Below are 23,565 nucleotides of genomic sequence, written 5' to 3'. Positions count from 1 at the left end.
TCGCCAGTCAGATACGGCGCGTCGTGGTTGGGTCGAACAGCACCGCCTTGTCGAGATTGAACGCGAAAGTGTGCGGCTGTCCGAGCCGGACGTCAGCATCGGCACGCATGCGGGCGGTCACCTCCTTGCCAGCGACCCGGACCACGACGTAGGTGTCCGATCCGGCAGGCTCGATGACTTCCACGTTGGCATCGAACCTGACAACCGATTTGGCGTTACGGTCCATGCTTTCGTCATCGTTCACGGCCTCGGGGCGAATGCCGAAGATCACCCTGGCACCGTCCTTGAGCCCGGCAGCCTCGGCACTCGCGGGCACGGGCAGCATGATCGATGACCCATCCTTGCGCGCGAGCGCGATCCGCCGCTGGCCGTCCGCTTGCATGACCGCGCCTTCGAGCAGGTTCATCGCCGGCGACCCCATGAAGTCCGCGACGAACATGTTGGCGGGACGATTATAGATTTCGCTGGGGCTTCCCACTTGCTGCAGTTCGCCATTCTTGAGCACTGCGATCTTGGTCGCCAGCGTCATGGCCTCGATCTGATCGTGCGTGACATAAACGATCGTCGTGCCGGTCGTCTGATGCAGACGCTTGATCTCGACCCGCATGTCGACGCGCAGCTTGGCATCGAGGTTCGACAACGGCTCGTCGAACAGGAAGACACTGGGCCGCCTGACGAGCGCCCGTCCCATCGCGACCCGCTGTCGCTGTCCGCCGGAGAGCTGGCTCGGTCGGCGCGATAGGAGATGTTCGATCTGCAACGTCCTCGCGACAGAAGCGACCGCCTGGTCGCGCTCCGCTCGAGGAACACCGCGCATCTCCATGCCGAACCCGATGTTCTCGGCCACCGACATGTTCGGGTACAGCGCATAGGACTGGAACACCATCGCGATGTCCCGTTTTGACGGGTGCAGGTCGTTGACAACAGCACCGCCGATGCGGATCTCACCCGAAGAGATCCCCTCCAGGCCCGCAATGGTGTTGAGCAGGGTCGACTTGCCGCAGCCGGACGGGCCGACCAGAACCAGAAAGCCTCCCTTCTCGAGCGTTATGTCGATCCCCTTCAGAACCTCTATCGTCCCGAAGCGCTTGCGAAGCGAGTTGATCTCAAGCGTGGCCATCTCTTCATCCCTTTACGGCGCCAGCCATCAGGCCGCGGACAAAATATCGACCGGCAATGACATAGACGAGCAGCGTCGGTGCCGCGGCGATGATCGCGGCCGCCATGTTGACGTTGTATTCGACCACCCCCGTCGAGGTGTTGACGAGATTGTTCAGCGCGACCGTCATCGGCGCGGTGTCGCCGGCCGCAAAGGTCGAGCCGAACAGGAAGTCGTTCCAGATATTGGTGAACTGATAGATCACGGTGACGATGATGATCGGCGTGGAGTTCGGCAGCAGGATCCGGCGGAAGATCTGGAAGAAGCTTGCCCCGTCGATCATGGCGGCCTTGACCAGCTCGGACGGAAACGCCGCGTAATAGTTGCGGAAGAACAGGGTGGTGAATCCCAGCCCATAGATGACGTGCACGATCACCAGATTGACGGTCGCGTTGCCGAGACCGAACGACCAGCCGGTCAAGTCAGCGAGATTGACTCCGATGCGGCCGAGCATGCCAAGGATCACGGCCATCGGGATGATGACCGACTGGAACGGGATGAAGCAGGCGAAGAGCATCATCCCGAACACAAGCTTGTGGCCGGGAAAGCTCCACTTGGTGAGGACGTAGCCGTTCAATGCACCGAGCAGAGTCGAGATCAGGACGGCCGGAACGACCATTTTGACCGAGTTGAAGAAATAGCCGCTGATCCCGCGCGTGTCCGACACTCCGATGCGTGCCTCGCCCCATGCCATCGACCAGGGCGCGAACGTCAGGTGCCGCGGGAGAGCGAACATGTTGCCGCCGGTGACCTCGTCAAGCGGCTTGAGTGACGTCATCACCATGACCAGAAGCGGCACGAGATAGACGAGCGCAAACAGAAACAGCAGACCATAGATGACGATGCGGGTCGTCCGCGAATGGCCGGGACCGCGGCGCGACGGCGTTGACGTGACCAGATCGGCGGCGCTCATCGGTTCTGCTCCCTGGTTTCCGAATAGATATAGGGAACCATGATCGCCGCGATCGTCATCAGCATGATCACCGCGCTGGCCGATCCGATCGCCATCTGGTTGCGGGTGAACGTGTAGGAGTACATGAAGGTTGACGGTAGCTCCGCGGCCCCGCCGGGATTCTTGCCGGTCACCGACAGCACGAGGTCGTACGACTTGATCGCCATGTGGGCTAGCACGATGAGGGCCGAGAAGAAGACGGGACGTATGATCGGAATGACGATGCGGCGATAAGTCTGGTAGGTCGATGCACCGTCGATCTGCGCAGCCTTGAGGATTTCGCCGTCAACGCCGCGAAGCCCGGCGAGAAACATCGCCATGACGAAGCCCGAGCTCTGCCAGATCCCAGCGATCGCGACGCAATAGATCATCATCCTGGGATCGACGACCCAGTCGAAATGGAAGCTGGTCCATCCCCAGTCGTGCAAGGCGTTCTCGAGCCCGATGCGCGGATCCAAGAACAGCTTCCAGGCCGTGCCGGTGACGATGAACGACAGCGCCAGCGGATAGAGATAGATCGGCCGCAAAATGCCTTCGCCGCGAATCTTCTGATCGAGCAGGATCGCCAACAGCAGGCCGAGGAACAGGCAGAAGAAGATGTAGAGGCCGCCGAACAGACCCATGTTGACGAGCGCGGTGTACCAGTTCGATGGCGGGTCGGTCTCGAAGGTCCAGTTCCACAGCCTCAAATAGTTGGTGAAGCCGATGAGGTTGGTAGTCGGAAACGCCTTCGAGCTCGTGAACGACAGAAACAGGGTCCAGAGATTGAAGCCATAGACGAAAAGCAGCACGAGCAGGAATGACGGCGCCAGTACAAGCCGTGGCAACCAGTCCTGGAACCGTCCGCGCAGAGACGGGCCGAGCTTCCGCCGGGTCATCGCGGTTGTCGCTTCGCGCTCGGTCATCGCGGTCATGATGATCCTCCGAAAGCCACGCCCCTCGCCGCGATGAGCCCTGGGCGGCGACGCAGGCGCAACGATGACTTGCTTTGATTTCGACGGCCTCTCTCCCGTTCGCGGAGCAGCGCAGACGGGAGAGGAGTCGCCGAACCATTATTTGGCGGCGTTGATTGCCTTCACGAGCTCAGTCACGGCGATGTCCGACGTCTTGATCCCGCCATGCATGAACTTCGTCACGACATCGTAGTAAGCCGTGGCGATGGCCGGCGGCTGGGCGTAGTTCTGAGCGAGCGAGCCGAAGAACGTTCCCTTTGCATTGGCCGCCTTGACGTCCGCGATACCCTTCTTGCCACACATGTCGAAAGCGGCGTCGGAAACGTCCGTTCTCGCCGGGACGGAGCCCTTGATGACATTGAACGCCGACTGGACGTCAGGATTCATCGTCACCTGCGCGAGCGCAAGTTGCGCGGCCTGGCGATCCGCCGGGACCTTGAAGAATGCGAACATGTCGGAGTTGTAGAAGACGGAGCCGTCGGTGCCCGGGAAGCGGTAGCAGAGGTAGTCCTTTCCCGCCTCTTTGTGCGCTGCCGCGAACTCACCCTTAGCCCAGTCGCCCATCACCTGCACGAGCGCGTCGCCCTTGATCACCATGGCGGTAGCGAGATTCCAATCGCGTCCGGTGTAGTTCGGGTCGACGTAGTCTCGCAGCTTGGCCAGGTTGTCGAACGCCTTCTTCATCGTATCGGACTTGAGCGCGCCTTCGTCGAGGTCTACGAAAGCCTTCTTGTAGAAATCGGTGCCGCCGGTCGAGGCGACGATCGAATCGAACATCGTCGCCTCCTGCCAGGGTTGGCCGCCGAGCGCGAGCGGAATGACGCCTGCCTTCTTTGCCTTGTCGAGCAGCGCAACGAACTCATCAAAGCTCTTCGGCTCCGTACCGCCGATCTTCTCCATCACGGCCTTATTCAGCCAGATCCAGTTGACGGAATGAATGTTGATCGGAACGGCACCCCATTTGCCGTTGGTCTTGGCAAACTTCTGCAGTGCAGCCGGCACAACCTTGTCCCAGCCGTCCTTGCCCGCAAGCGACGAAATATCGGCGAGCGAGCCCTGTTCGGCATACTCGAGTGCGTAGTAGCCGAGGATCTGCGACGCGGTCGGCGGATTGCCCGCGGCGACGTTGGCCTTCAGCGTTGTCATTGCGGCGCCACCGCCGCCGCCGGCGACCGGCACGTCCTTCCAGGCATATCCCTGCTTGGCCACGGCCTGCTTGATGACGTCGAGTGCGGCGGCCTCGCCGCCTGACGTCCACCAATGCAGCATCTGCACTTCCTTGACGTCCGCCGCGTGCGCCAGCGTCCCATAGCTGATGGTGACGGCAGTCAAAGCCGTCGAGATCAGAAATGCGCGGAACTTCATACGCGTGTCCCTTCCCTTTTTTGGTCGTTTCCTGCCGGAAGCGGTCCGGCACCGTTTCGAGAGGCCTGTTCGGCTCTTGAATCTCTTTATCGTTGTCGTCTGCGGTTGCCGCCGAAACCCACCAGAAGCGGCCCGCCTTCAAAGCTCCTTTCCTAGTGTCCAACAAAACGAGCGGCACGCTTGCCCCTGAAGGCGGCAATGCCCTCGGCGAGATCATCGGTGGTGGCGGTGAGCGCGCCGGCAAGCCCTTCGATAGGGGCGTCCCTGTCCTCCCCTTCGGCCGCATTGATCATGGCCTTGACGATCTGCACGGCGAGCGGGCCGCGCGCAGCAACATCAGACGCCAGACTCTCGGCACGTTTCAGCGCCTGGCCACCGTCGGTCACTTCGTCGACCAGGCCGAGCTCGCAGCCTTCTTCGGCCGTGAACAGACAACCCGTGAGCGCCATGCGCCGCACGACGGAGGCACCGAAGCGGCGAACCAGGCGCTGCGTTCCCGACCAGCCCGGCGCCATGCCCAGTCCCGTCTCCGGAAGCCCCAGCTTGATGCCGCGCTCGGCGATGCGCACGTCCGCCACCGCGGCGAGTTCCAGTCCGCCGCCGAAGGCGTGGCCGGTGAGCGCTGCAATGAGCGGCACGCGCAGGCGGGCCAGCGCCTCGAACGCGCGATGACCCGCGCGCGTCCAATCGCGCCACATGTCGAGCGCCGGCAGGCCGCCCCAGGCCGCGATATCACCGCCGGCGCAAAACGCCTTGCCTTCGCCGAACAGGATCGCCACGCGGGTCTCGCGCGAGGCCTCGATGGCCCGCGCCGCCTCGCCGAGCGCCTCGACCATGTCGCGATCAAGCGCATTGAGCTTGTCGGGGCGCTTGAGGCCGAGGCGGGCGATCGATCCCTGGAAGGTCAATTCGACAAATGGGCTCAAGCTGCCCTCCGCAATTCAAGGCCAATCGGTTCGGGATGGAACAGCATGGCCGACATCAACTTCAGATTGCCGTCAACTCGCAGATCAAACTCTGATTGTGCAAGCACATCGCGCTGCAAGTCAACACCGGGCGCGATCTCGACGACGGTGACGCCCTCTGGTTCGAGCCTCAGGACGCAGCGTTCGGTGACGTAGACAATCTCCTGCCCCTGCGCGACCGCCCGCCTGCCCGAGAAGGACACTTGCTCGACCTCGTTGACGAGCTTCCTGACCTTGCCTTCCCTGGCAATCCGCAATGAGCCGTCCGCGATCTCGAGCCCTGCGCCCGCGGTGAAATAACCCGAGAACACGATGCGCTTGGCTCGCGCCGTGATGTCGACAAAGCCGCCAGCCCCGGCCGTCACATGGGGACGGAGGCCGAGCTTCGAAACGTTGACCGAACCCGAGCGATCGATCTGCAGAAACGAGAGCAGCGACATGTCGAAACCGCCGCCCTGGAAATAAGTGAATTGATGTGGCGACTGGACGATGGCCTCGGCATTGGACGCACAGCCGAACTGGAAATCGAGCAGCGGAATGCCGCCGATAGCGCCCTGCTCGATCACCCAGGTGACCGCGCCGTGCCGGCCTTCCTCGATCAGAATACGCGGGACGTTGGCCGAAATGCCGAACCCGATGTTGACCGCATCGCCGTCGCGCAGCTCCATCGCGACGCGGCGCGCGATGGCTTTGCCGACGTCGAATTTCGGCGTCTCGAACGAGGCGATCGGCCGAAATATCTCGCCGGAAATCGCGGGCTCATAGGGCGTGTTCGTGGTCTGCAGTTGGTCCGGGGCCACGACGATGACGTCGACGAGTACCCCGGGCACGACGACGTCGTGAGGACGCAAGGTGCCGGCAGCCGCGAGGCGCTTGACCTGGGCGATCACGAGGCCGCCATTGTTGCGCACGCTCAGCGCCTGATCGAGCGGCCCGAGAATGCCGCCCTCGTGCTCATAGGAGAGGTTGCCGCGCTCGTCCGCAGTGGTGGCGCGAATGATGGCTACCTGCGGAACGATGCTCGGGAAGAACAACCAATCCTCGCCGGCGAAGTTCACACGACTGACGATCGGCTCGGCGACGGCCTTGGCGTTCATCGCGCAGCCCTCGCGCGTCGGGTCGACGAAGGTGTCCATGCCGACCTTGGTCAGCACGCCCGGGCGCTTCGCTGCGGCTTCACGATGCATGTCGAAAAGGATTCCCGACGGCACGTTGTAGGCGGGAATGGTGTTCCCGGAGATCATCTCCCAGATCGCAGGGGGAGCCGCTGAGGAAGGGCCGGACGGATAAGAGCCGGCCAGGACCCTCCTGAGGCATCCAGGCTTTGCGACGTGATCGATGCCTTTGACGCCCCACATGTCACCGGCAGCGATCGGATGCAGCGTCGTCAGGTTGCGCGGGCGGCCTTCGGCATCAAATCTTGCGCCGATCGCGGCGAGCACCGCGTCCGGGCAGCCCAGCCCTGACGACGAAGAGACCGTCACCACGGCGCCATCGGGGATTAGACGGGCCGCCTCCGAAGCGCTCAAGACCTTCGTTCGTGCCATATCCGCCTCAGATCGTCAGATCGATGGAAGTCTCGCGTCCCGTTCGTGCAGCCTCGCGCGTCGACAACGCGACGCTCAAGGACTTGATACCATCCTCGCCCGTAGCCGACGGCGCGCCACGACCAGCAACAGCGTCGCCGAACAGGCGTACCGCCCGCAGATAGAGATTCTCGTGCGCGATCGTGAGCTGCCTCTCGCCGTCTTTGGTGCGCAGCAGGACTTCGCCTTTGGGCTGCTGGGTCATGCAGTCTGTCCCGATCAGCGATCCCTCTTCGCCGTGGACCTCGAAGCCGGTCACCGCGTATCTGGTCGTGAAGGCGTCGTGGAACTGAGCAATCAGCCCGCTTTCGAAGCGCACCACCCCCATGACGCCATCTTCGAGTCCTGCCCGGCCCAAACCACCCCGCGACGTCATCGCCGTCACGGCGACAGGATTGTTGTCGAGCACGAAACGCATGGTATCGGCATCATGAACGGTAATGTCGAGCACGACGCCGCCGCCCGCTCCCGGCCTCTCAATCCGCCAGCCCTGCAGGTGCGGCGGAAGATAGACCGCATGAAACACGCGGGCGAACAGAGGCTTGCCGATGTGGCCCGCCTTGATCGCGGCATGAATTGCGCGATGGGTGGCCGCGTTGCGCAGATGATGGTTTGTCCCCATCTGCACGCCCGCCGCCTTGCAGGCCGCGACCATTCGCCTTGCGTCCGCCAAGCTCAACGCGAGCGGCTTCTCGCACAGCACGTGCTTGCCGGCCGCGGCCGCGGCCAGCGTTTGCGAACAATGATGCTCATTTGTTGTCGAGATGTAGACCGCATCGATACCGCTTCCGAGCAACGCGTCGAGGCTGGTTGTTGCTGTCGCGATCCCGTTCTCGCTGGCAAATCGCTGCCCGCGCTCCGGATCGCTGCTCATCACAGCCACCACCTCGCCGCCCGCTCCGCGGATGGCCTCGATCATCCACTCGCGCGCGATTGTACTTGCACCGATCAATCCCCAACGCAGGTCACTCAAGATGCAATCCTCCGTTTGAAATCCGCCCCACAACTCTCCCGAACGACCAACCGCGCTTCGCCCACATAACTCTCGAGACGACGCTCGCCCTCGTTGATCTGCCTCAGCAGCATCTGCGCGGCGCGCTCTCCGAGACTGCCAGCATCGACCGACACAGTGGTCAGAGCGGGAGAGACATGACGGGCCTCGGTGGTATCATCGAAACCGACGACGGCAACATCGCGTCCGACGGTCAGCCCCTGTCGTGCGATCGCCAACATCGCGCCGATGGCCACGACGTCGTTGAAGCAAACCACCGCTGTTGGTCGCCTCTCCAACGACAGCAAACGCTTCATGGCGTCGAAGCCGCCATCCTTCGTTGGCATGCTCTCAATGGTCCGCGCGGGCTCGACGGCAAGTCGCGCCTTCTCCATCGCGCCGGCAAACCCGGCAACGCGGTCCTGGAAAACGACCATCCGGCCGACGCCGCCGACGAAAGCAATATCGCGATGGCCGAGCTCGATCAGATGCTCGGTCGCTCGCGCTGCACCGGCCAGATTGTCGGAAACCACCAGCGACGCCCGGGTTCCGATGATCCGCCGGATCGCAAGCACGATGGGTAGACGCACCTCGAGCCGCGAGATTTCCGCCACGTCAGTGTCGAGCGCCGGACAGAGGATCAGACCGGCGGCGCCATGCTCCCGCATTGAGCGCACCACCTCAGCCTGCCGGACGACGCTTTCAGCGGTATTGGCGATGAACGGAACAAAGCCGGAGTTTTGCAGGGCGCGCTCGATGCCAATGGCAAGCTCTGCGAAAAACGGGTTCGACAGGTCATTAATGACCATTCCAACGATGTCGGCCCTCGCGCGCCGCAAGCTCGCGGCACCGCGGTTGTAGACATAGCCGAGAGCGTCCATCGCCCCTGCCACGCGCTGACGCGTCTCCTCTTTGACGAGAGGACTTCTCTTGAGCACAAGCGAGACCGTCGACTTCGACACGCCCGCCGACTTGGCAATGTCGAGGATCGTCACCGCACGAGTCTTGCGCCCCACACGCGCCATGCCCTTCGCGAGCCTCCCGGAATTTGGAACGTTCCAATACTCCTATTCTCGACATGGCGCAAGGGCTATAAAACCCGCGAATCCGGAATTCAAACCTCGAATCTCCGAATTTTATATTATAGAACGTTCCAAATCGAGCGCGTGGAAGGAAACCGGTATGGACAATCAGCCACGACCTAGCGCTTTGGTGACGGGAGCAGGGCGCGGTATTGGGCGCGCCATCGCGCTCGCGCTATCAAGAGCCGGCTTCACTATCATTGCGAATGACCTACCCGGCTCGGAAGGTCTCGTCGAGACGGTGGCAGCCATCCGCGAAACAGGCAGGGAAGCAAAGCCTGTCGCGCTGGATATTTCTCGGATCGAGCAGCACCCTCAATTCGTGCATGAAGCCTGGAATGCCTTTGGCGGTATCGACTGCCTCGTCAACAATGCTGGTGTGTCCGTGAGCGTCCGCGATGATCTCTTGAAGATGACGCCGGAGAGCTATGACCGCGTCATGAATATCAACCTGCGTGGCCCGTTCTTTCTAACTCAGGAGATCGCACGGCGAATGATCGAAGCGAATTCATCGTCATTCCGCAGCATCATCACCGTCTCGTCGATCAATGCGGAGTTCGCGTCGATCGACCGCGGAGAGTACTGCATCTCCAAAACGGGGCTTTCCATGATGGCCCAGCTCTTCGCGATCCGACTCGCCGAGCATGGCATCGGATCGTACGAGATTCGGCCCGGAATTATACGCACCCAGATGACTGCGGTCGCGAGAGAAAAATATGATCGCCTCATCGCCGAAGGACTGACCCCGATCAAGCGCTGGGGTGAGCCCGACGACATCGGAAGAGCAGCGGCCATGTTGGCGAGCGGCCAGCTTGGTTATTCGACCGGCGAAGTCGTTCGCGTCGATGGCGGCCTTGCACTCAGGAGCCTGTGATGGCCGAGCCCCGGCGCCCTCTCCCGGCCGGTGAATATTGGTTCGAGGATCTCGCCGCCCCCGCATTCCGAGTAAGCAGGATGGAACAGTCGTGCAGGAAGGCGGAACGACCCTGCTCGCCCGCTGCAGAACATCTGGACGAAGGAGGTAGCGCAAAATGACTGTCATTCGACTGCCAGGTGATAATGGCCGCTTCGAAGAATTCGCGATGCCCGCGCCCGCAACATGGCGAACGGCCCAACCGAGCCAGCCTCTGGGGCGCGTCGCCCTCTCTGCGGGACATGTCGTTTCCGACCCGTGGGCCGACATCTCTCCGATGCGCGATATCGCCATCGATTTCGAAGCCACCCAGCGCTTCCGAGATTACCTCTGGGATCTCGGATTGGGCGTTGCCGAGGCGATGGACACGGCACAGCGCGGCATGGGCCTTGATTGGCCGTCCGCACAGATATTGATCCGCAACACGGTCGAAAGCGCTAAGAGGCGACCTGGGGCCATCGTCTTCTCTGGCGTCGGCACGGATCACATCGATCCTGTAGGAGCGGATCTCAATGCGGTGCTGAGGGCCTATTCGGATCAACTTTCATTCGTTCAGGGCGTTGGCGGCCGCGTGATCATCATGGCCAGCCGGGCCTTGGTACGCGCAGCACGCGGGCCCGCCGACTATGTGGAAGTCTACAGGCGAATGCTCGCCGAAGCGGACCAGCCCGTGATCCTACACTGGCTCGGCGACATGTTCGATCCGGCGCTCGCCGGCTATTGGGGGCATCACGACGTTGCCGCGGCAATGGAGGTCTGCCTTGGAATAATCGCGGACAACGTCAAGAAGGTTGAGGGCATCAAGATCTCGCTTCTCAACGCAGAGCACGAGATTGCCATGCGCAGACAACTGCCTCCTGGGGTCAAAATGTATACTGGCGATGACTTCAATTATCCCGAGCTCATTGCTGGAGACGATCAGGGGTACAGCCATGCCTTGCTGGGCATCTTCGACGCGATCGCGCCGATCGCGTCCGCTGCCCTGCTCGCGCTAAGAAACGAGGATGGAGCGGCCGGCACCAAGGCTTTCCGTGAGATCATTGATCCAACCGTTACGCTCTCGCGCGAGCTGTTTCGGGCGCCGACCCAATACTACAAGACAGGCATCGTGTTCCTAGCCTATCTGAACGGCCACCAGGATCACTTCACGATGCTCGGAGCTCAGCAAGGAGCCCGCTCCATCCTGCACCTTTGTCGTGTCTTCCGGCTTGCCGCTTCGGTCGGGTTGCTTGCGGATCCGGACCGTGCGGCCGATCGCATGCGGACGATCTTGACCTTCCACGGGATGAAATGACGTCGGACCTTGGCGATCGGCCCGTCCCTCGCATTCGGCGAGGCCCGCTCATCTTGTCTGCGATCAGATGCACATGTAGTGTACACACCACAATGCGGAAGCGACGTCGATGCGTCGGGCTCCTCGGCGACAACCTTGAACGTTGATCGCGGCGAGCAGCACGAGATCGAGACGGCAGATTTTAAGAAACGCAACCGAAATTGTGGCGCTTGCCGTACCCACTCGCCTAGTTCTTTCCCCTTCTTCGCCCCGTTTAGAGCGCGTTTCTCATCCATCTTTTGGTGCTCAAGCGTCGGGTGGAGCAAGGATTGCGTGTCGAATTGTCCTTTCAGAGCAAGCTGCGCTGCGCTCTTGTTGCCGCCATCGTTGCCCCGGTGGCACTGACGCCCGAAATGAGTTTGGCCGAAGGCTTGCTTGATTTCTTTTTCGGCGGCAGCCAGAAGCAACAGCACCAGTTCTTCGGCAATCTTTTCAACAATAATCCGCAATCATCGTCGCCTCGGCCGGCAGTCGCAAGCGCGGGACCTGCCTTCTGCGTGCGCAGTTGCGACGGCAAGTATTTTCCGCTGATGCGCGGTGCAGCCTCACCGGCGCAGATGTGCCAAGCCTTCTGTCCGGCAAGCCCGACCAGGGTTTTTGTCGGGGCCAGCATCGACAGCGCCTATGCCGCAACCGGTGAACGCTACGCCGATAGCGAAAACGCCTTTGCCTATCGGAAGGCACTGCGGGCCGATTGTACCTGCAACGGCCACGATCCCGGCGGCCTAGCGTCAGTCGCTCTCGCGATGGACGGCTCCTTGCGCACAGGGGACGTGCTCGCCACCGCCGATGGACTCGTCGCCTATTCCGGCATACGGGTCGGCAACGACCAGACCCCGGACTTCACGCCGGTAGCATCTTTCCCGGGCCTGACACCGGAGGTGCGCGCCCGGTTGAACGATATGAAAGTCGCGCCGGCGCGATCCGACATGGTGGCAGATAAGGGGGAACGTCCGAGGTGACCCGCACGCCGCATCTGGCGGCACCCCTCGCAGAGGGAAACATTTGCTCGCACTCCCATTTTGCCCCTCCGCTGTTAGGTCAAGAGTGCTCCCGAACGGCCCGAGTTCCGAAAGTTGGCTCCAATGAGAGTCGTTCGGATGCCAGCGACCTGCCCCTTCCGTTGACGCCGCCTCCAGCTGTCAAGGGAGGCAAAACTTTTCTACCGAACGACAGCAAACTGTTGGGCTATTTCTAGGCCGCGCTACTCGGTTTCTGATTTGGAAGCTGCCCCTTGAGTGAGGGGCGGCGGAGTTATCAATGCTTAAAGCTGAACTGAAGATTGGCGATCTCGCGGACAACATTCCGACCGTGGCTGGTCAATCAGTGTCAATTTCGGAAAGTTACATCCACCCATTTGTACATAGCAACGTTGAGAGCGTTTTGGTTCGGAGCGCTGGCCAATGGTTCTTTGTCGTCCGAGAGCGTTTCCAAACCGATGGCAATGGCCAAGCCTGCTCTGCGATAACCGTGATTTCGGATGTCCCTGTTGATCGATTTCAGCAACTTTATCAAGAGTGCTTGAACTGGCCCCTCGACTTCGTTTTGCTTGAAGTTGCCTACCGTGGCGGTCGATTGCGAGTGCGGGCCGACCAGTTGGGAAGTTTGCCGATCTACTTCTCTGTGAAGGAGCGTTGGCGCTCTGTTACACTCTCCTGGGATTTCGCTGATTTTTTGCATGAGTCGCGCCTGCTTGATGCGGAAGTGCTTGCCCATCATCTGACTATGAAGGCGTGCTATTCTGCGCGGCAGCCCTGCCTTGGTGTAAATCTCCTGACTGCTGGCGCCAAACTCTATGTTGACGGAAGTGAAACGCGGTTTGAATACGGGTCGAATGGATTGCCGCCGTCTCCGCAATCGTTGCCAGAGGACGTTGACGCAACCGACGAGTTCAGTCGCATCCTGAGCAAAGCGGTCTTCTCGCGGGCATCGAGTATCGGCAGAAATGCGGTAGAATTGAGCGGAGGAATGGATTCTGCCTGTGTCGCGATGGCCATTAGCTCAGGGCTTTGGCTCGATAACATGTGGAGGTATCCTACTCGGTGATGAGAGGAGTCCCGCGCAAAGTGGCAGAAGGAACCGGCTTTTAGCTATTCTAAACTGCTGCGATTACACGATCGACATGCAGGACCATGTACCAATGATCAACTTAGATCTCGGCCCGAACTGTCGCTTGCCACTCCTCTCAGAGCATTACCTTGAAGCGTTCGAGTCACTCTGGAATACGTTTCGTGCCGCCGGTTGCGATACAGTGTGGTCTGGAATAGGTGGCGATGAACTGTGTGTATGCTACTCTGGAGAAGAAACAGAAACGGGATTTCCCCTTCTAAAATCCTTTGATACTGCGGTCGAGCGAGCCGAGGGACTATTGACAAGGCGTGGCCTTGAGGCTGCTCGTTCTTCTTTCCTATTTGTGGCGCCGGCGGGTGTGGTTCCGGCAACAACTCTGTTGGCCAATCTCTGCCAAGCACGCCCGCTCGCGATCAGAGGGCTCTGGCCGGTGAATCCTTTGAGCGATCCCAAGTTGGTCAGGTTTTCGGCAGAGCTCCCCTACGAATATCGATCTGACAAGCAAATCCTTCGCTCTTATCTGCACCGTCGTACGCACCTCGCGCTATTTCCGCGAAACTATGAGAAGGAGTCCTTCGAATTCATCTTGCCGGCGGCGATCGCGAACCAAGTCGCCCAACTCTCATCACAACTAGATTCGTGTGCGTTGGCTGACTTTGGATTGGTCTCTCAGGAGGCAGTCATGGCTCTTCTGCACGAAGTGGCTGATACGCGGGAGTTTTCTGCGACAAGCGCCTTGGTGAGAGTCTTATGGGCAGAACGGTTCGCACGGCAACTCTGCTAGTCGGACGCGCTGGCCTATCTGGAAAACTCCATGCACGCGGAGTATCGATGATGAATCTCGACGAAGATCCAAAAGCTACAACGTACCTGAGCGACTTCTGCAAAGAGCACTACGGAATTACTGGCGAGCTGACGACAGTCGTCAACGGCGTGAACTGGACACTGGCCGTCGAAGCGCGCGACGGGATGAAATACTTTGGACGTGTCTACCGAGTGAGCGGTCGTTCCAAGGCAGATGTCCTGGCGGAGCATTCGATCCTCGGCGCCATTGTCGAAACGTCATTCCTTCGAGTGATCCGGCCGCTTCGAAGCCGAGACGGAAATACCGCGTTGGAGTTGGACTTCGGCATGGGAGGGCGCCGCCTTTTCGCACTCTATCCGTGCGCGCCTGGAAGACCCATGGAATATACAGCTCACGATTTTCGAGTTGCCGGACGCGCACTAGCGGAACTGCATCGACAGGCCCATTTGACATCGCTCTCGCCAGGTAGGCAGCTATACGACCCTAACGAACTAACAGCTGCGCTTGCTCAGATTGCGGGCCATTCTGCCGACGGGCGGGAAGTCTCTTTCGAGTTGTCCGCATGCTTGGACGAACTGCTTCGCGCTGGCGCGGACCACGTCATCCTGGGGCGAGGACTCTGCCACGGGGACTTTCGGGTCAGCAATGTTCACATCGACCAGGAGTGCGCCCATATCTTCGATTGGGACGATTGCGGCGTTGGGCCATATTGGGGTGACTTGGCCAAGATGGGTACTTGGCTGGATATTCTGAACCCTCCAGGAGTTCTAGATATTTGGAAGAACTTCACGGGTTCGTACGGTTTATGCTCGGAGGATCGAACTGCTCGATTGGCGACGCGCTGGCTAATTGCCACTGGCACAGTCATCAATGCGGCGAGTGTCTTGAAACCTGAATTCGATCTTTCAGCCGAAACCCTACAAGTGCTGTTTGCGAGAACGATCGAAGCGACGAAGCGCGCCCGCGACGATACACTGAGAATTGGGTAATGATCCAAATTCGCCGGGCCTCCGATTCCGACGCTGTTTGGCTAGTCCAGCTTGTAACGGACCCTAGCTTCAATCGCTGGATGGGCGATGATGCTCAGAAAGGCGAACTCTTGGCCCTCGCGGTGCCAAAGAAGTTTGAGTTCCACAATGCGGGCCGTGGATGCATTCTGATTGCTCAGGATCAAACCGGGCCGCTTGGTTATGGAGCCTATCTTGATTCAAGATCGACCGGGTACTCCTACCTTGAATACGGGGTCACCCCAAGCAAATTCCGCCGGGGTATTGGTGGGTCCATACTTGACGCCCTGATTGCCTCGGCAAGGCAGAGCGGATCCTTAGGGCTTCAGAACCCTTTGTCATCTGGAGAACGTGGCGTCGATCAAGTTGTTATCATCCGGGGGCTTCGAACGTTCTGCGCTTGCCAATGATCCGGCGCCGTTCAAGAGATACACGCTGTCCTTTGCATTCGACTTCGACAATGGACCGTCGCCTATCGAAATCATCCCGCCGAGCTCCGGATCCTAACCAAATCGGAGTTGATGAATTGTGCGGAATTGGGCGGTACTCGATCTCGGCCCGGGAAGCGCATCGAGGCTGAAGCCTCGATTGAGTTCGCTAGGATTGGGCAGCACCCATGCGGGCACGCCTCCGAAAGCCATTGCGCGTGGGACGACGAACGGCTGCCGTGGTGCTGCATCAACAGGCGAGCAGCCGACGGTCGTCCTTGGACTCGGGCTGCCATCAGCTGACCGACGAAATTGGCTCGCTTCACATCGTCCAGACCGGGCTTCGCCATCCGCCACAGACGCGGCATCTGATCGATCAGGGTCGGCCAGACGATTTTGAACGCGAAATCAGCAGGAGTCAGATCAAGATTCTGATGGTACCCTGCGCTCACCGAGCCACGAGCGGCACGTAGTGCTCGAGCTCGGAGTCCGGGAAATGCACCGTCCGTCCGAGCTCCGCCGAACGATAGAGTCCCATGAGCATTTCCATAACTCCCACTCCGTCGTCGAAAGTCTCGGCAGGGCTCGTACCAAGTCTGAATGCTTCGACCATATGACGGTTTTCGTCTGTGTAACCATAGATACCGGCTTCGTCCTCGACCACGGGCATCAAGCCTTGTTCGGCGTTCTGCTTCTCGACGAGATCCTCGCCTTCGGACCCAGTCAGCGTGCGCGAAAGAAAGACCTTGAGCCCGGTTGAAAGCGATGAGAACTCCATCGAATATTCGGGGCCGAGCAGCTCGAGCTGGATACGCAGCCCGGCGCCAACGTAAGCCCACGAGGTCGTCGCCTCGATCATCAATTGGTGTCCGTCCGCATCTTCCATCGTAAGGATGCCGCGCGCGAAATCCTCGACGGGACGCTTTGCAAAATCGATTCCCATTCGTTTCTTGAGGTCGGCGGCATAATGGGGCCGTGTCCATTTTAGGTTGGCCGTAGTGGCGCTGGCGCTGACCAGCCGCAGGGATTGGCGGTTCGCACCGGGCGCAGTCAGCATGAAACGTGCGACCTCGACCGAATGACACATCATGTCGGAAAGAACTCCGCCACCCTGCTTGTCGCCCTGCCAGAACCACGGCTCGTGCGGTCCCGAATGCTCCTCCGCCGCGCGAGCAAGATAAGGGCGGCCGCTCCCAGGGACGGCCCGTCGCCAAATGATGTCCTTGCCACGAATCACCGCAGTCGAAAATATCTGGTTCTCCAGATAGCCATGGAGCAGGCCTGCATCTTCGGCAAGCCTGCGCATTTCCCGCGCCTCCGCAAGCGTGCGGGCCAACGGCTTTTCACATGCGACGGCGCGCAATGGGGCTCCAGCCTTGGTCAGCCGGTGAATCTCACGCATGATGTCGAGACGCGTGTCGTTCGGTGTCAGCAGCCAGAGCGCATCGACCTCTCCGGAAGTGGCCATCGCTTCGATGCTGTCGAACACACGCGCCTGTCCAAGGCCAAGACTGCGCGCCTTGTCGGCAATACGCGCACGCCGCTCCGCGGAGCGGCTGTACACGCCGCCGACGCTGACATTGCGCACGCCGAGCATGGACTGCAGATGGAATGCGGCGATAAAGCCGCTGCCAATGAGCCCGACACGCAGTATCGGAAGTTCGGTGAGCTTCTGCATATCAGACCTCCTTCGATGATGGTATGGGCTTAGGTCGGTCCGGGGCTTTGCGTTGCCGCCCCGGCACCGCGGCCAGCAATGCCTGCGTATAAGGATGCTCCGGCCGATTGAGCAAATCTGCGGTCGGCCTGATCTCCACGATTTCGCCAAGGCGCATCACGGCAATCCGGTCGCAGACCTGGGCCGCAACGTTGAGATCGTGGGTGATGAACAGCACCGCCAGCCGCAGCTTCTCTTTAAGTGTCTCGAGCAGGGCCAGCACCTGTGCCTGAACCGATACGTCGAGCGCAGATACTGGTTCGTCTGCGACCAGGACCTCAGGATCGAGCGCCAGCGCACGCGCAATGCCGATCCGCTGGCGCTGACCACCGGAAAATTCGTGCGGAAAACGTCGCGCGGCGCCCGGATCGAGGCCGACGAGAGCCAAAAGCTCCTCGGCGCGAGTGAAAGCCTGCGCCGGCGGAACCCCATGCGCAATTGGACCGTCGGCGATGATTCGTCCGACGCGACGGCGCGGGTTGAGCGAGGCAAAGGGATCTTGGAAAACCATTTGGATGTGCTTTCGCGCGGCCCGCAGACGCGCTCCGTGCGCTTTGGAAAAATCAAGTTCGCCGATGCGGACCACGCCTGCATCGGCGTCGGTGAGACGCATCACCAATCGCCCAATCGTGCTCTTGCCGGAGCCCGACTCTCCGACTAGGCCGAGCGTCTCGCCGCGCCGGATTTCGAAGCTGACATCCTTGACGGCTGCGACGTCGGTCTGCGCTCCGAACCATCCGCTGCCTCGATAAGTCTTTGCAAGTCCGATCGTGGCACAGGCAATCGGCTCGTCCTTGACTGGCGTCCGCTGTGGCGGAACTCCACCCGGCACGGCGGCCAAAAGCCGGCGCGTATAGGGATCGCGTGGGCGCGTGAGAACATCTTCGACCGGCCCCTGTTCGACAACCCGGCCCTTTTCCATGACCGCGACGCGGTCCGCGATGTCGGCGACGACGCCGAAATCATGAGTAATGAAAAGCACCGCCATGCCGCGCCGCTGCTGGATGTCGCGGATGAGCCGAAGAATTTGCGCTTGCGTGGTGACGTCAAGCGCCGTGGTCGGCTCGTCTGCTACCAGAACCGATGGCTCGAGCGCCAGTGCCATTGCGATCATGGCGCGCTGACGTTGGCCGCCCGACAGCTGATGCGAATAGCTGTGAATGATCCGCTCGGGGTCACGCAAGCCCACTTCCTCAAGCAGCGCGCGGACTCGTTCCTGCCGTTCGGGCGGCGTCAGCTGCTCGTGCGCCTCGAACGACTCCATGATTTGACCGCCGATCCTGATCACAGGATTGAGCGCCGTCATCGGCTCCTGGAAGATCATTGCGATACGCCGCCCGCGCAATGTCCGCCATTCGGCCGGCGCCAGCCTCAGCAAATCGCGCCCTTCGAACCGAATGGCTCCAGCAACTGGACGAATAGCGTGCGGCAGCAGGCCCATCGCGGCAGAGGCGCAGACCGATTTGCCGGAACCGGATTCTCCGACAACGCAAAGGATCTCCCGCGCGTGCAAAGCAAGCGAGACGTCTTCGACAGCGAAGGTGCGATCGGCGCCGGCAGGGAGTGCCAGCGTCAGCTGCTCAATGGACAGGATCGGTTCGACGATGTCGTTCATTTTGTCCGATCCAACATCGCGTTTCTCCCTCGACCCAGTCACGCCGCCAGCGCGATGCCGTCCTTGCGATGATCCGATGCTCCGAACATGACGCCCCGTGACAGATCGATATGCACGGCCTGGAAACCTCCCAGCGGTTCGTCGGCCCGGATCACACGATGGCCGCGACCGGTCAAATCATCAGCGACCTGGGAGGAAATTGTCGGTTCGAGCGTCAACACGCCGTCGAATGCAAAGCTGCGCGGCGCATCCGAGGACTGCTGAATGTCCCAACCGCGGTCGAGCATGCCGCTCAGGATCTGCATATGTCCTGTCGCCTGATACTGACCACCCATCACGCCAAAGGCCATGACTGGCTTGCCGTGCCTGGCCAGCAGGCCCGGAATGATAGTGTGGAATGGACGCTTTCCCGGCGCGATGACGTTGGGGTGCCCGTCAATGAGTGAGAATCCCGAACCCCGATTCTGAAGCAACACGCCCGAGCGGGGCGCGTAGATGCCACTTCCGAAAGCGAAGAACAGCGAATTGATCAGAGACACCATGTTGCCGTTGCGATCGGCGACCGCGACATAGGCAGTGTCACGATGAACGGGCATGTCGAAATCCATCGGCGCGCTCGCACGCTCCCGCCTGATGCGAGAGCGCAATGTCGCGACTGATCCCTCCGAGAGCAATGCGTCGATATCGAAGGGGCGGAATGAGGGATCCGCAACGAGCGCATCGCGCTGCCGGTAAGCCGCTTTGGTCGCCTCGGCCAGGAGATGGATGCGATCTGCCTCACCGAGCGCGAGATCGGCCATATCGAAGCCGGAAAGGATTCGCGCGATCAGCAGCGCTGCCACGCCCTGTCCGTTCGGCGGACATTGCCAGATTTGATGATCACGGTAGTCGGCACTGATCGGCGTTACGTAGTCCGATCTCGCGGTCGCCAGATCCTCGGCCTCCATCAGGCCGCCCAGCGCCTTCAAGATCGAGACGATTTCATCGGCAACGGATCCTTCGTAGAACGCAGTCCGTCCCTCACGTGCGATCCGGCGCAACGTGGCGCCGAGTGCCGGATGACTGAGCTTGCCGCCGACGACGGGCGCAGCGCCACCGGGCAGATACACCGCCATCCCGGTCTCATGGCGCTCGATACGATTGGCATAGCGCGCCCAGTCCAGGGCGGCGCGCGGCGTCACCACGAACCCGTTCTCGGCCGCCTTGATCGCAGGCGCCAAAACTTCGTCCAGGCCCTTTGAACCATAATCAGCGGAGAGCCGGCACCAGGCATCGACCGCCCCCGGAATTGTAACGGCATGGGGCGAGTCATCCGGGATCGACGTCAATCCGCACCGCCGAAACCAGCCCGGCTCTGCCTTCGCCGGCGCGCGACCCGAGCCATTTATGGCGACGGGATTGCCTGAAGCGGGAGCATAAATCGCAAAGCAGTCGCCACCGACGCCGGTCATGTGCGGATCGATGACACCCTGAAGCGCGATGGCAGCAATCGCGGCGTCGACGGCGTTGCCGCCGCTGCGAAGGATTTCGACCGCAGCCAGCGTGACGGCGGGGTGAGAGGTTGCGACCATGCCCCGGTCGCCGACCGCCAGGGAGCGTCCTGGCAGCATGAAATCGCGCTGTCCCCAGCTCATGCCCTTCTCCGATCGTTGGTGTGAGCCCGGTGGATTTTCATGCCGCAACATCCGCCGCCACGGCGGGAAGGGCCAGCGGGCCCGCCTCCCTGCCGATGCCGAACAGGGAGCGATGCACAAGATCGATCGCGCTACCGACCGCACCGATCAGCGTGGCGCGATTGCCGAGCGCGCTGCGCTCGATCCGAACAGGCTGGCGCATGCATCGCCCGAGATACTCGTCGACCCGCAGCTTCAGTTCGGGGCGCGCGCCGATGCTGCCGCCCATGATGATGATCTCTGAATCGAGGACGCTGTGCACGGCCAGAATCGCACTCGCAAGGATCCGGCTGACTTCGTCGATTGCTATTCTTGCCGCCTCATCGCTATCCAGCCGATCAAAGACATCACGCACCGTGCTGCCAGAAATTCCACCAAGTCCGAGATAGCGCTCGACAATCCCCGCGCTGCCGACGGCGGTTTCCAGCGTCCCCAAGCGAAGACCGCGCGTATCGTAGGGATCGCCGCCAAGTGGCAAATAGGCGATCTCGCCGGCTGCGCCACGCGCGCCGCGCACGAGATAGCCGTCCGAAAAGATGCCCATGCCGATACCGGTGCCGAGGGCGATGAAGGCGAAGCTGCGTGCTTTGCGGCTGTTGCCGCGCCAGTGCTCCCCAATCGCGGCAAGATTGACATCGTTCTCGATCGCGATATCGATCCCGAGTCGCTCGCGCAATGCGGCCCGCACATCCAGACTATCCAATCCGGGAATGTTGGGCGCGATGACGATGCTGCCCGAGGCCGGATCGATGATACCAGGGCTTCCCATCACGCCGCCGCGCAGACGTTGGACTGGTACAGATGCTTGCAGAAGCAAAGCCTCCTGCATGCGTCCGATCTGAGCGACCACGGCAGCACCACCGTCGCCGGTTGTCGGCTCGATGCTCTCGGCGACGATCTCCCCCTGCAAATCGGCAAGCGCAACGTGCAGTTTCGTGCCGCCCAGATCGACGCCCAGCACGAAAGCTGCGTCCGGCCGCAACGCGTAGGTGACCGCACTCCTGCCCACGCTGCCCTGGATTTGTCCGTCCTCGCGGACCCAGCCGTCGCGTTCGAGGTCGCGCATGACTTCGGAAATTGTTTGCTTGGACAGGCCCGTGCTGCGAGCGAGCTCGGCGCGCGAGACTGCTCGATCACGCAACAGGCGCTCGACGACGAGGCGCACGGATTGCTGTCGCGGGATAGGCAACGAGGGGGCATCTGGCATAGAGGCTCAATCCATTTCGTCAGCAGTCCGAACTAATGCCGACTTAGGTCAGCCGTCAAGAGGCACTGTCTGACGCATTTTTCCCGGATAAAGGTACTATCGTACGCCTATCTTCTAGTCCATAAGTCGATTTGTTCTGATCGTTTACAAATTCGGTTCGACGTGCTTGTCTTGTGCTTCGGCGGCGGAGCCTCGGCAGACAAGCCCTGGGGATGAAAGGAATTCGCATGAAGCGGATCGGCACAGCGTTGGCGGCAATTCTGATGATCGGATCCGGCCTTGTGTCGGCCAGTGCGGCAACACTGCGGGTCGCCATTCAGGACGATCCTGATGCGCTCGACCCCGCACTCAGCGGCACTTATTCCGGCCGGTTCGTGTTTGCGGCTCTCTGCGACAAGCTTGTCGATATCTCCCCCGATCTCAAGATCGTGCCACAGTTGGCGGAGGCCTGGGATTGGGCAGCAGACGGCAAGTCGGTAACCTTTACCCTGCGCAAGAACGTCACGTTCCACGACGGCACCGCTTTTGATGCGGCGGCGGTCAAATTCAATATCGAGCGCATGAAGACGATGCCGGATTCGAAGCGCAAGGCCGAGCTCGCGCCGATCGTGAGCGTCGAAGCCCTCGCCGCGGACAAGGTCAAGTTCAACTTGTCTGAACCTTTCGTGCCGCTGCTTGCCAATCTCAGCGATCGTGCCGGCATGATGGTATCGCCAAAGGCCGCCGCGGAGAAAGCCGGCGAATTCTCAGCTGCGCCGGTCTGTGCGGGTCCGTTTCAATTTGTCGAGCGCAAGTCGCGCGACCTCATTCGGCTCAAGAAGTACCCTGGCTACTGGAACGCAGGGGCCGTCGGCTACGACGAGGTCGTCTATTACTACGTGCCCGACTCGACTGTGAGATTGTCGCGGGTGCGAGCGGGCGATCTCGAGCTCGCGGAACGCGTAGCGCCAACCGATCTCAAGACCGTGCGTGATGACCCCAACCTCACGCTCCATTCCGGCCAGGGACTTGCGGTCTCGCATTTGATGTTCAATGTCGGCGCAGGCGCGAAAGCCGATACGCCACTCGGCAAGAACGCGACGCTGCGGCAGGCGTTTGAACTCGCGATCGATCGCAATGTCATCAATCGCGTTGCCTTCAACGGCGAGTTCCTGGCGGATAACCAGATGATTCCGCCGTCGTCTCCGTTCTACGATTCGGCTCACAAGGCGCCGACCCGCGACGTTGCCAAAGCCAAGGCGCTGATTGCAGCAGCGGGAATGACTCGTGTTCCGGTCGAAATTTCGTACGAAAACTCGGCCGGCGACGCCCGGGTCGCACAGATCATCCAGTCAATGGCGGCCGAGGCCGGCTTCGACGTGAAGCTGCTGCCGATGGAAACGACCACTGCCATCGAGCGGTATCTGAACGGCAATTTCGAAGCCTATATCGGCAACTGGAGCGGCCGTGCCGATCCGGACCCCACACTGGTTGCATTCTTCAGTTGCGCAGGTTCCCAGAACGTCAACAAATATTGCAACAAGGATCTCGATGCGATCCTGACTCAGGCGCGCGGCGAGGCCGACGAAGCCAAGCGCAAGGCCCTCTACGCGAAAGCAACCGATACTTACCTGACCGCGCTCTCGTCGATTCCGCTCTATCACCCCAACTGGTTCTTTGCCGCTCGCAAATCCGTCGGCGGCATCGTTATGGTGCCGGACGGGCTGCTACGCCTCGTGGGTGTCAAACCAGCGAATTGAGGCGC

18 protein-coding genes are annotated in these 23,565 nt (G+C 61.0%); 6 read left to right on the top strand and 12 right to left on the bottom strand.

Annotation, left to right across the window (positions count from 1 at the left end; genetic code table 11):
• Positions 1-7: 7 nt before the first annotated feature.
• From XH98_RS06570 to XH98_RS06535, 8 genes are all read right to left on the bottom strand, one after another.
• The gene (locus XH98_RS06570) at positions 8-1,120 is read right to left on the bottom strand and encodes an ABC transporter ATP-binding protein (protein WP_271597856.1); all 1,113 of its coding nucleotides are present in this window, start codon (positions 1,118-1,120) and stop codon (positions 8-10) included.
• Positions 1,121-1,124: 4 nt separating this feature from the next.
• Positions 1,125-2,072: a carbohydrate ABC transporter permease gene (locus XH98_RS06565; protein WP_271618136.1), complete on the bottom strand. Its 948-nt coding sequence runs from the start codon at positions 2,070-2,072 to the stop codon at positions 1,125-1,127.
• Positions 2,069-3,016 (bottom strand): carbohydrate ABC transporter permease, encoded by a 948-nt coding sequence (locus XH98_RS06560; RefSeq protein WP_271597904.1) that lies wholly within the window; start codon positions 3,014-3,016, stop codon positions 2,069-2,071. Before XH98_RS06560 ends, XH98_RS06565 begins: the two co-directional genes overlap by 4 nt.
• Before the next feature lie 147 nt (positions 3,017-3,163).
• On the bottom strand, positions 3,164-4,429 hold the full coding sequence (locus tag XH98_RS06555) for an ABC transporter substrate-binding protein (protein ID WP_271597858.1): 1,266 nt from the start codon (positions 4,427-4,429) through the stop codon (positions 3,164-3,166).
• A 152-nt stretch (positions 4,430-4,581) separates the two neighbouring features.
• Positions 4,582-5,355, bottom strand: coding sequence for an enoyl-CoA hydratase/isomerase family protein (locus XH98_RS06550; protein ID WP_271597859.1), 774 nt, complete (start codon positions 5,353-5,355; stop codon positions 4,582-4,584).
• Positions 5,352-6,941 (bottom strand): acyl CoA:acetate/3-ketoacid CoA transferase, encoded by a 1,590-nt coding sequence (locus XH98_RS06545; RefSeq protein ID WP_271618135.1) that lies wholly within the window; start codon positions 6,939-6,941, stop codon positions 5,352-5,354. The genes XH98_RS06550 and XH98_RS06545 overlap by 4 nt, the downstream gene beginning before the upstream one ends.
• A 7-nt stretch (positions 6,942-6,948) precedes the next feature.
• The gene (locus tag XH98_RS06540; RefSeq protein WP_271618169.1) at positions 6,949-7,944 is read right to left on the bottom strand and encodes a Gfo/Idh/MocA family protein; all 996 of its coding nucleotides are present in this window, start codon (positions 7,942-7,944) and stop codon (positions 6,949-6,951) included.
• Between the two features lie 5 nt (positions 7,945-7,949).
• Positions 7,950-8,996 carry a LacI family DNA-binding transcriptional regulator gene (locus tag XH98_RS06535; protein WP_271597861.1) on the bottom strand — a complete coding sequence of 349 codons (1,047 nt, stop codon included), beginning with the start codon at positions 8,994-8,996 and terminating at the stop codon, positions 7,950-7,952.
• Here XH98_RS06535 and XH98_RS06530 point away from each other — a divergent pair.
• From XH98_RS06530 to XH98_RS06510, 5 genes are all read left to right on the top strand, one after another.
• Positions 8,950-9,927, top strand: coding sequence for a 3-ketoacyl-ACP reductase (locus XH98_RS06530; protein WP_271618134.1), 978 nt, complete (start codon positions 8,950-8,952; stop codon positions 9,925-9,927). The genes XH98_RS06535 and XH98_RS06530 overlap by 47 nt on opposite strands.
• 157 nt (positions 9,928-10,084) lie before the next feature.
• A complete protein-coding gene (locus XH98_RS06525; protein WP_271618133.1) occupies positions 10,085-11,260 on the top strand; it encodes a dihydrodipicolinate synthase family protein in 1,176 nt (391 codons plus the stop codon).
• A gap of 308 nt (positions 11,261-11,568) precedes the next feature.
• On the top strand, positions 11,569-12,261 hold the full coding sequence (locus tag XH98_RS06520) for a DUF2865 domain-containing protein (RefSeq protein WP_442868554.1): 693 nt from the start codon (positions 11,569-11,571) through the stop codon (positions 12,259-12,261).
• Positions 12,262-12,559: 298 nt separating this feature from the next.
• On the top strand, positions 12,560-13,345 hold the full coding sequence (locus XH98_RS06515; protein ID WP_271618132.1) for a hypothetical protein: 786 nt from the start codon (positions 12,560-12,562) through the stop codon (positions 13,343-13,345).
• Positions 13,346-14,200: 855 nt separating this feature from the next.
• Positions 14,201-15,163 (top strand): phosphotransferase enzyme family protein, encoded by a 963-nt coding sequence (locus tag XH98_RS06510; protein ID WP_271618131.1) that lies wholly within the window; start codon positions 14,201-14,203, stop codon positions 15,161-15,163.
• Positions 15,164-16,057: 894 nt separating this feature from the next.
• Here XH98_RS06510 and XH98_RS06505 read toward each other — a convergent pair.
• From XH98_RS06505 to XH98_RS06490, 4 genes are read right to left on the bottom strand one after another with little or no spacing between them, the layout of a single operon-like run.
• Positions 16,058-17,287, bottom strand: a complete 1,230-nt coding sequence (locus XH98_RS06505; RefSeq protein WP_271597868.1) for a Gfo/Idh/MocA family protein — start codon at positions 17,285-17,287, stop codon at positions 16,058-16,060.
• A gap of 1 nt (position 17,288) precedes the next feature.
• Entirely contained in the window at positions 17,289-18,941 is a 1,653-nt protein-coding gene (locus tag XH98_RS06500) for an ABC transporter ATP-binding protein (protein WP_271618130.1), read from the bottom strand.
• Positions 18,942-18,979: 38 nt separating this feature from the next.
• Complete coding sequence (gene ggt, locus XH98_RS06495; RefSeq protein ID WP_271597870.1) at positions 18,980-20,575, bottom strand: gamma-glutamyltransferase; 1,596 nt, start codon at positions 20,573-20,575, stop codon at positions 18,980-18,982.
• Positions 20,576-20,612: 37 nt separating this feature from the next.
• The gene (locus XH98_RS06490; RefSeq protein ID WP_271618129.1) at positions 20,613-21,755 is read right to left on the bottom strand and encodes an ROK family transcriptional regulator; all 1,143 of its coding nucleotides are present in this window, start codon (positions 21,753-21,755) and stop codon (positions 20,613-20,615) included.
• Positions 21,756-22,048: 293 nt separating this feature from the next.
• Between XH98_RS06490 and XH98_RS06485 the strand changes: the two genes are divergently transcribed.
• On the top strand, positions 22,049-23,560 hold the full coding sequence (locus XH98_RS06485; RefSeq protein ID WP_271618128.1) for an ABC transporter substrate-binding protein: 1,512 nt from the start codon (positions 22,049-22,051) through the stop codon (positions 23,558-23,560).
• Positions 23,561-23,565: the final 5 nt, after the last annotated feature.

The organism is Bradyrhizobium sp. CCBAU 51745, from assembly GCF_028128715.1.
Classification (GTDB): Bacteria; Pseudomonadota; Alphaproteobacteria; order Rhizobiales; family Xanthobacteraceae; genus Bradyrhizobium; species Bradyrhizobium manausense.
The sequence above is the reverse complement of the archived record's forward strand: the minus strand, read 5'-3'. Positions and strand labels throughout refer to the sequence as shown.

Bases quoted from the DNA above. Each gene is read 5' to 3' on its own strand.
- XH98_RS06570 (WP_271597856.1), bottom strand. From the start codon at position 1,120: ATGGCCACGCTTGAGATCAACTCGCTTCGCAAGCGCTTCGGGACGATA.
- XH98_RS06565 (WP_271618136.1), bottom strand. From the start codon at position 2,072: ATGAGCGCCGCCGATCTGGTCACGTCAACGCCGTCGCGCCGCGGTCCC.
- XH98_RS06560 (WP_271597904.1), bottom strand. From the start codon at position 3,016: ATGACCGAGCGCGAAGCGACAACCGCGATGACCCGGCGGAAGCTCGGC.
- XH98_RS06555 (WP_271597858.1), bottom strand. From the start codon at position 4,429: ATGAAGTTCCGCGCATTTCTGATCTCGACGGCTTTGACTGCCGTCACC.
- XH98_RS06545 (WP_271618135.1), bottom strand. From the start codon at position 6,941: ATGGCACGAACGAAGGTCTTGAGCGCTTCGGAGGCGGCCCGTCTAATC.
- XH98_RS06530 (WP_271618134.1), top strand. From the start codon at position 8,950: ATGTCGAGGATCGTCACCGCACGAGTCTTGCGCCCCACACGCGCCATG.
- XH98_RS06535 (WP_271597861.1), bottom strand. From the start codon at position 8,996: ATGGCGCGTGTGGGGCGCAAGACTCGTGCGGTGACGATCCTCGACATT.
- XH98_RS06525 (WP_271618133.1), top strand. From the start codon at position 10,085: ATGACTGTCATTCGACTGCCAGGTGATAATGGCCGCTTCGAAGAATTC.
- XH98_RS06515 (WP_271618132.1), top strand. From the start codon at position 12,560: ATGCTTAAAGCTGAACTGAAGATTGGCGATCTCGCGGACAACATTCCG.
- XH98_RS06510 (WP_271618131.1), top strand. From the start codon at position 14,201: ATGATGAATCTCGACGAAGATCCAAAAGCTACAACGTACCTGAGCGAC.
- XH98_RS06505 (WP_271597868.1), bottom strand. From the start codon at position 17,287: ATGCAGAAGCTCACCGAACTTCCGATACTGCGTGTCGGGCTCATTGGC.
- XH98_RS06500 (WP_271618130.1), bottom strand. From the start codon at position 18,941: ATGAACGACATCGTCGAACCGATCCTGTCCATTGAGCAGCTGACGCTG.
- ggt (WP_271597870.1), bottom strand. From the start codon at position 20,575: ATGAGCTGGGGACAGCGCGATTTCATGCTGCCAGGACGCTCCCTGGCG.
- XH98_RS06485 (WP_271618128.1), top strand. From the start codon at position 22,049: ATGAAGCGGATCGGCACAGCGTTGGCGGCAATTCTGATGATCGGATCC.